Below are 7,808 nucleotides of genomic sequence, written 5' to 3' on the forward strand. Positions count from 1 at the left end.
CGGCGGTGATCCGCTCGACGGTCTCCCGGCCGGCCGACTCCTCCAGGTCGAGGACGGCCACGGCGTGGCCGTCGGCGGCCAGACGCAGGGCGGTGGCGGCGCCCAGGCCGCGCGCGGCGCCGGTGACGACGGCGACCCGGGGGGTGGTGGTCTGCTCGGTCATGCTCGTTCTCGTCTCTCTCGGACTCGTCGGAGTCATCAGGTGTTCCGGGCAATCGGGCGTTGTTGCAGGTCAGTTGCAGGTGGCTGCGGCCCGCAGCCCGCCGGGCGGCCCGGCACCGGCGCGAAACCGGTCGGAGCGTCCAGGAAACTCCCAGGAACCGCTCGGGGGGCACCCGAGTTCCAGGGGTCGCTCCGGAGGCCGGATCCGCCCCGGTGGCCACACCCTACCGGCGGGTAGGGGGTGCGGCCAGGACGAAGGCGCAGGTGACCGTGGGTAAGGACCGGCCGGTCGGCTTTCTCCTGCGAACGGGTTACCGGCGGGTCGGCTCGACGCGTAAATATGCCAATGTTGCCGAACCTGCGTCTACTATCCGCCCCTGCCTGCCAGCGAGGGCCCGCCGTTTGTATAGTGTCCGCCAGCAGCCACCGGCTGCACGGCTGGAGCGTTCTCCCTCATAGCGGGACGCCCACTCGCCGTTACTGCCCCACCCGGGTGTCCCACACACACCGGGTGTGACATCGGGACGGATACATGGTGCTGGGGGAGATCCCGACGACCCGTGTGTCCGCGCGACTGCAGCAGTCGCCCGGACACCTGATCCGCGTTGCACAGCAGGTCCACACCCGCCTGTGGTCCGAACACGTCGGAGCCGATCTCACGGCTCCGCAGTTCGCGGTCCTGCTGGTCCTCGCCCTCGAACCGGGCGCTGACCAGCGCACGGTCGGCGAGCGTGCCTCGCTCGACAAGGCCACGATGGCCGAGATGGTCGCCCGGCTGGTCCGGCGTGGCCTGGTGCTGCGACGCCGAGACCCGGCCGACGGCCGGCGCAAGTTGCTCGCTCTCTCGCAGAGCGGCGCCCAGGCTGTCCGCGAGGCCACCGGCGGAGTGGTCCGCGTGCAGCGCACGCTCTTCGAGCCGCTCAGCTCGGAGGAGCAGCTGGAGCTCGTCCGAGTGATGGCCAAGATAGCCAGACTGGAGCCGGCCCAGGTCGCCGTCCTCACGGACGCGCGACCGATGCTGGACGCCCAGCGGGCGATCGGCTACCTGATCCGGGTGAGCCAGCAGGTGCACACCAAGCTCTGGTCGGAGCACGTCGGTTCGGAGCTGACGGCGCCGCAGTACGCGGTGCTGGACGCCCTCGAACTGGAGCCGGGCGCCGACCAGCGCACGGTGGGCGAGCTGGCCTCGCTGGACAAGGCCACGATGGCCGAGATGGTCAGCCGGCTGGTCCGGCGCGGCCTGGTCCAGCGGCGCCGCGACCCCTCGGACGGACGGCGCAACCTGCTCTCGCTCTCACCGGCGGGACAGGACCTGCTGCACCGTTCGGCCGCCGGCGTCGCCCAGGTCCAGCTGCTGCTGCTGGCGCCGCTGGACGAGGACGAGCACGAGGCCGCGCTCGCGCTGATCGCCAAGGCCGCCCGGCTCTAGCCGGAACGCCGCGGAGGTCAGCCAAAACGATTCACCAGTCGGTCGCCGGTCGGTCGCCAGTCGTCCGCCGCCCGACTCGGCCCGCCGATCCCGGGCCGGTGAGGGTTTGCACAGGTCAACGCGGTGAAGGCCGCCTTCCCCCGAACGGGGAGGGCGGCCTTCACCGTTGACGCGCGGTCGGGCGGCCGGGGCCGTCGGGCCGTCAGTTCCAGTCGAACTCCTGCGGGTCCGGGCCGATCCGGGTGCCGGTGGCCACGCCGGCGACCGCGGCGAGGTCCTCGGCGTCCAGCTCGAAGTCGGCGACGTCCAGGTTCTCCTTGATCCGGGACGGGGTGACCGACTTCGGGATGGCGATGACGCCGCTCTGCAGGTGCCAGCGGAGCACCACCTGGGCGACGGTGCGGCCGTGCTTGGCGGCGATCCGGACCAGCTCCGGCTCGGCGAGCAGCTCCTTGCCCTGGCCGAGCGGGCTCCACGCCTCGGTGGCGATGCCGTGCCGGGCGTGGAAGGCGCGCAGCTCCTCCTGCGGGAAGTACGGGTGCAGCTCGACCTGGTTCAGCGCCGGGAGGAGCGAGGACTCCTCCGCGAGCCGGGTGAGCTGCCCGGCGCCGAAGTTGGAGACGCCGACCGAGCGGACCCGGCCGTCGGCCTTCAGCCGCTCCAGTGCCTTCCAGACGTTGAGGTAGCTGCCGTGCATCGGGCGCGGCCAGTGGATGAGGTAGAGGTCGAGGTAGTCCAGGCCGAGCCGGTCCAGCGAGGCGTCGAACTCGCGCAGCACCGCGTCGCGGCCCTGCTCGCCGGACCAGTCGCGGGTGCCGGAGTTCCACAGCTTGGTGGTGATGTAGAGGTCCTCGCGGGCGACGCCGCCCGCCAGGGCCTCGGCGACGGCCTTGCCGGTGCCGGACTCGTTCTCGTAGATCGCGGCGGTGTCGATCGAGCGGTAGCCGGCCTCGATCGCGGTACGGACGGCGGCGGTGGCCTCCGCGTCCGGCACCTGCCAGACCCCGAAGCCGAGCTGCGGGATCCGGGTGCCGTCGTTGAGCGTGACGCTGGGGATGTTGCTCACGGAAGGAGTGCCCTCTCCTGGTCGTCCCTGTGGTTCTGATGGGGCAACCGGCGCGGTGGCCGGATATGTTCCCCGTCCGGGGAATTTTCCGACGCGCCCTACCGGCGCGCGCACAACCCTACGGCGTCGGCCGGGCCGCCGGAAAACCTGTTGCGCAGGTCACATCCGGGTTGGCACGCTCGCTGCCATGACCTCTTGACGAACCCACGCCGTGACCCTACCGGCCGTCCCCCTCACCCTCCGCCCGCACCACCCCGCAACGGATCGTCATGCCGCTCAAAACCCTCCCCCTGGCCGATCCCGGCCGTCCGGACCTCTCCTCCCCACTCGCCTTCCTGCGCTGGCTCCAGCGCGGCCAGCGGCGCGGCCAGGTGCTCGCCACCTGCTGGGCGCTGCTGGAGATGGGCTGTCAGGCCGCCCTGCCCGTGCTGGTCGGGCTCGGCGTGCAGGCCGTCGTCGACGGCGACTCCGGCGCCCTGTGGCGGGCCTGCGCGTTCGCCCTGGCCCTGGTCGCGGTGTCCGCGCTCGGCACCGTGCTGCTGCACCGCCAGGCCGTCTGGAACTGGATCCACGCCGTCTGCCAGGTCCGCCAGCTGGTCGCCCGTCAGGCCTCCCACCTCGGCTCCGGGCTGTCCCGGCGGATCGCCACCGGCGAGGTCGTCGCGGTCGGCAGCGGGGACGTCGAGAAGATCGGCTGGTACGTCGAACTCATCGCCCGGGTGCGCGGGGCCGTGGTCGTCTGGCTGGCCGTCGGCGCCGCGGTGCTGGCCGTCGAGCCGGTGCTCGGGCTGGCCGTGCTGCTCGGGGTGCCCGCGCTCGCCGCCTCGGTCTGGCCGCTGCTCGGGCCGTTCCAGCGCCGCTACAGCGAGCAGCGCGCCCTCGGCGGCAAGGCCGGCGAGCTGGCCGCCGACACGGTGGCCGGACTCCGGGTGCTGCGCGGCATCGGCGGCGAGGAGCTGTTCCTCGACCGCTACCGGGCCGCCTCCCAGAAGGTCCGCGCCGCGGCCGTCCGCTCGGCCCGGATCCGCTCCCTGATGCAGGCCCAGCAGGTGCTGCTGCCCGGCCTCTTCGTGGTCGGCGTCACCTGGTACGGCGCCCACTTGGCGGCCGACGGGCGGATCTCGGTCGGCACCCTGGTCGCGGTCTACGGCGCCACCGTGTTCCTGGCCGCGCCGCTGCGGATCCTCGGCGAGGCGGCGCACGCCTGGAGCGTGGCCCGGGTCTCCGCCGGGCGCACCGTGCGGGTGCTCGCCCTGACCAGGACGGAGGGCACCGGGGCCGGTCCGCTCGCCGACCCGGCGCACGGCGACCTGTTCGACCCGGTGACCGGGCTGACCGCCCGGGCCGGCGAGCTGACCGCGGTGGTCTGCGGTGACCCGGACTTCGCCGGGGCGCTCGCCGAACGGCTCGGCGGGCACGTCCCGGTGGCCGAGGGCGGGCGGGCGGAGCCGTCCGTCCGGCTCGGCGGCACCGAGCTGGACGCCGTCGCGCTGGACGAGGCGCGGGCCGCCGTTCTGGTGCACGACAAGGAACCGGTGCTGCTCTCCGGCACCCTGGCGGCGCTGTTCGACATCCCCTCCTCCGGCCGGGTCGACCCGTGGGAGGCGCTCGCCACGGTCCGCGCGCAGGACGTGCTCGACGCCCTGGCGGACGGCGCGCGGGCCGCCTCAGGAGGCGGCGGAGGAGAGGGGGGAGACGGGGCGGAGGCCGTGATGGCGGCCGAGATCACCGAGCGGGGGCGGTCGCTGTCCGGCGGTCAGCGGCAGCGGCTGGCGCTGGCCCGTTCGCTGCTGGCCGACCCGCCGGTGCTGGTGCTGGACGAGCCGACCAGCGCGGTCGACGCGCACACCGAGTCGCGGATCGCCGCCGGGCTGCGCCAGAACCGCGAGGGGCGCACCACGGTGGTCTTCGCCACCAGCCCGCTGCTGCTCGACCGGGCGGACCGGGTGGTGCTGCTCCGGGACGGCCGGGTGGCCGCGTCCGGCGTCCACCGCGAGCTGATGCGCACCGAGCCGGCCTACCGGGCGGTGGTCACCCGCGCGGGGGAGCCCGAGCCAGTGGGGGAGCGGCCCGCGGCGGCCGGTACCGTCCGAACCGAGTCGAGGAGTGACGCATGAAGCCCCCCGTCCACCATGAGCAGGGCCCGGCCGCCACCCTGCCGGTCGGCTCGCCGGCCGCCGTGCGCGGCTACCTGCGGCTGCTGGCCCGGCGTCACCGGGGCGCCTTCTCGGCGGTGGTCGGGCTGCACGCGGTGGCCACGGCGGCCGGGCTGGTCGGTCCCTGGGTGCTCGGCACCCTCGTCGAGTCGCTGGCCACCGGCACCGCGGAGTCCACCATCACGGTCGCCGTGGCCTGGTACCTGCTCGCGCTCATGGTGCAGTCCGCCCTCACCTGGTGGTCGCGGCTGCGCGGCGCGGTGCTCGGCGAGCGGGTGCTGGCCGACCTGCGGGAGGACTTCCTGGTCCGCTCGGTGGCGCTGCCGACCGGCGTCCTGGAGCGGGCCGGGACCGGCGACCTGGTGTCCCGGGGCACCACCGACATCGACCGCCTGGACAAGTCGGTGCGCGAGGCGGCGCCGGAGCTGGCCGTGGCGCTCGTCTCGCTGCTGGTGGTGTTCGGCGCGCTGGTGGTCACCTCGCCGCTGCTCGCGCTCACCACGCTGATCGGCCTGCCGCTGCTGCTGGTCTCCTCCCGCTGGTACTTCCGGCGCGCCCCGCAGTCCTACCGCCACGAGTCGGCGGGATACGCGGCGGTGAGCTCGGTCCTGGCCGAGACGGTGGACGCCGGACGGACCGTCGAGGCGCTGCGGCTGGGCGGGCATCGGGTCCGGCTGACCGACCGCAAGCAGGCGCAGTGGCTCGCCTGGGAGCGGTACACGCTCTGGCTGCGCTCGGTCTGGTTCCCGACCATCGACGCGGCGTACACGCTGGCCGTGCTCGGTCCGCTGGCGCTCGGAGGGCTGTTCGCCCTGAAGGGCTGGATCACCGTGGGCCAGCTGACCACCGGGGTGCTCTACGCCCAGGCGATGGTGTCGCCGGTGGACCGGATCCTGCGCTGGTACGACGAGCTGCAGATCGGTCAGGCCTCACTGGCCCGGCTGGTCGGCGTGCACGAGGTGCCGCGGGCGCGGAGCGACGACGAGGTCCGGCCGAGCGGACGGCGGGTCGAGGCGCGGGACGTGCGCTTCGGCTACCGGGAGGGCGCCGACGTGCTGCACGGCATCAGCCTGGACGTCGCCCCTGGCAGCCGGGTGGCGCTGGTCGGGCCGTCCGGGGCGGGCAAGTCCACCCTGGGCCGGCTGCTGGCCGGGATCTACGCGCCCGGCCGGGGCAGTGTGACCCTCGGCGGGGCGGCGCTGTCGCGGATGCCGGCCGAGCGGGTGCGCGCCGAGGTCGCGCTGGTCAACCAGGAGCACCACGTCTTCGTCGGGACGCTCCGGGACAACCTGCGGCTGGCCTCGCCGGGCGCCGACGACGCCGAGCTGCGCCGGGCGCTGGACGCGGTGGACGCCGGGGCGTGGGTGGACGCGCTGCCGGCCGGGCTGGACACCGAGGTCGGCTCCGGCGGCACCGCGCTGACGCCGCCGCAGGCCCAGCAGCTGGCGCTGGCCCGGCTGGTGCTGGCCGATCCGCACACCCTGGTGCTGGACGAGGCCACCTCGCTGCTGGACCCGCGGGCCGCCCGGCACCTGGAGCGTTCGCTCTCCCGGGTGCTGGAGGGCCGCACGGTGATCGCCATCGCGCACCGGCTGCACACCGCGCACGACGCGGACGTGATCGCGGTGGTCGAGGACGGGCGGATCAGCGAGTACGGCAGCCACCCCGAGCTGGTGGCGGCCGGCGGTCCGTACGCGGCGCTCTGGCGTTCCTGGAGGGACGAACGCTGACGAACGCAGGTGAATGCTGACAGAGGGTGACGGGTCGTGAACCCGCGCGGGACGGAGTTGACCTGTGAGGGTCACTTCCGGCCGCGCATCCGGGCAAATGCCCCCAATCGCCCTCAGAATGATCGAGTGACCAAGATTTCGGACTCCTCGGGTACCAGGCGCAGCGAGATCGGCGGGATTCCCACCCGCTACATCGGCATCGGCGTCATCGTCGTGCTCGCCGCGTGGTTCCTGTTCGCCAACCTCGACAAGGTGAAGATCCAGTTCTGGGTGTTCACCGTGACCGCGCCGCTCTGGATCGCCCTGCTGGCCACCCTGGTCGCCGGCGTGGCGCTGGGGTGGCTGCTGAAGGGGCGGCGCGGGAAGTGAGCGCCGCCGCCGAGCCGCCGTCCCCGCCCGGGCCCGGCGGCTTCACCCCGCTGATCGAGTTACGCGGCGTCAACAAGCACTTCGGGGCGCTGCACGTCCTGCAGGACGTCGACCTGACCGTGGGCCGGGGCGAGGTCGTGGTGGTGATCGGCCCCTCCGGTTCCGGGAAGTCCACGCTCTGCCGGGCCATCAACCGGCTGGAGCCGGTGGAGTCCGGCTCCATCCAGATCGACGGCCGGCCCCTGCCCGAGGAGGGCAAGGGGCTGGCCCGCCTGCGCGCCGAGGTCGGGATGGTGTTCCAGTCCTTCAACCTGTTCGCGCACAAGACCGTGCTGCAGAACGTCTCGCTGGCGCAGGTGAAGGTGCGCGGGCGGAGCAGGGCGGAGGCCGACACCAAGTCCCGGGCGCTGCTGGAGCGGGTCGGGCTGGCCTCCCAGGCGGACAAGTACCCGGCCCAGCTCTCCGGCGGCCAGCAGCAGCGGGTGGCGATCGCCCGGGCGCTGGCGATGGACCCCAAGGCGCTGCTGTTCGACGAGCCGACCTCGGCGCTCGACCCCGAGATGATCAACGAGGTGCTGGACGTGATGCGCCGATTGGCGCACGAGGGCATGACGATGGTCGTGGTGACCCATGAGATGGGATTCGCCCGCGCCTCCGCCAACCGGGTGGTCTTCATGGCCGACGGACGGATCGTCGAGGACCGCGCCCCCGAGGAGTTCTTCAGTGCCCCGGAGAGCGGGCGCGCCCGGGACTTCCTCTCCAAGATCCTCAAGCACTGAGGCCGGGCCCGTGAAGAAGACCCTGACCCTCGCGGCCGCCGCCCTGCTGCTGGCCGGCTGCGGCAAGCCCGGCACCCCGCCGCCCAAGGGGCCGCAGCCCAGCGCGCTGCCCAGCTA

The 7,808-nt window shown here is 73.7% G+C and carries 7 protein-coding genes; 5 read left to right on the plus strand and 2 right to left on the minus strand.

The window, feature by feature from the left end; translation table 11 throughout:
- A partial coding sequence (locus tag ABD308_RS20000) for an SDR family NAD(P)-dependent oxidoreductase (protein WP_425554808.1) occupies nucleotides 1-163 on the minus strand: 163 nt, incomplete at its 3' end.
- A gap of 561 nt (nucleotides 164-724) precedes the next feature.
- Here ABD308_RS20000 and ABD308_RS20005 point away from each other — a divergent pair.
- Nucleotides 725-1,591 carry a MarR family winged helix-turn-helix transcriptional regulator gene (locus ABD308_RS20005; protein WP_344337165.1) on the plus strand — a complete coding sequence of 289 codons (867 nt, stop codon included), beginning with the start codon at nucleotides 725-727 and terminating at the stop codon, nucleotides 1,589-1,591.
- Nucleotides 1,592-1,793: 202 nt separating this feature from the next.
- On the opposite strand, the gene ABD308_RS20010 is transcribed toward ABD308_RS20005, so the two are convergent.
- Nucleotides 1,794-2,657: an aldo/keto reductase gene (locus ABD308_RS20010; RefSeq protein ID WP_344337166.1), complete on the minus strand. Its 864-nt coding sequence runs from the start codon at nucleotides 2,655-2,657 to the stop codon at nucleotides 1,794-1,796.
- A 269-nt stretch (nucleotides 2,658-2,926) separates the two neighbouring features.
- Here ABD308_RS20010 and ABD308_RS20015 point away from each other — a divergent pair, with 269 nt between their 5' ends.
- The 4 genes from ABD308_RS20015 to ABD308_RS20030 all read left to right on the plus strand — a co-directional run bounded on the left by ABD308_RS20015 (nucleotide 2,927) and on the right by ABD308_RS20030 (nucleotide 7,691).
- Nucleotides 2,927-4,774, plus strand: a complete 1,848-nt coding sequence (locus ABD308_RS20015) for an ABC transporter ATP-binding protein (protein ID WP_344337167.1) — start codon at nucleotides 2,927-2,929, stop codon at nucleotides 4,772-4,774.
- Nucleotides 4,771-6,543 (plus strand): ABC transporter ATP-binding protein, encoded by a 1,773-nt coding sequence (locus ABD308_RS20020; RefSeq protein ID WP_344337168.1) that lies wholly within the window; start codon nucleotides 4,771-4,773, stop codon nucleotides 6,541-6,543. The genes ABD308_RS20015 and ABD308_RS20020 overlap by 4 nt, the downstream gene beginning before the upstream one ends.
- A 126-nt stretch (nucleotides 6,544-6,669) precedes the next feature.
- The gene (locus ABD308_RS20025; protein ID WP_344337169.1) at nucleotides 6,670-6,912 is read left to right on the plus strand and encodes a LapA family protein; all 243 of its coding nucleotides are present in this window, start codon (nucleotides 6,670-6,672) and stop codon (nucleotides 6,910-6,912) included.
- The gene (locus ABD308_RS20030) at nucleotides 6,909-7,691 is read left to right on the plus strand and encodes an amino acid ABC transporter ATP-binding protein (protein WP_344337171.1); all 783 of its coding nucleotides are present in this window, start codon (nucleotides 6,909-6,911) and stop codon (nucleotides 7,689-7,691) included. Before ABD308_RS20025 ends, ABD308_RS20030 begins: the two co-directional genes overlap by 4 nt.
- Nucleotides 7,692-7,808 lie beyond the last annotated feature (117 nt).

Source organism: Kitasatospora putterlickiae (assembly GCF_039527695.1).
Taxonomy (GTDB): domain Bacteria; phylum Actinomycetota; class Actinomycetes; order Streptomycetales; family Streptomycetaceae; genus Kitasatospora; species Kitasatospora putterlickiae.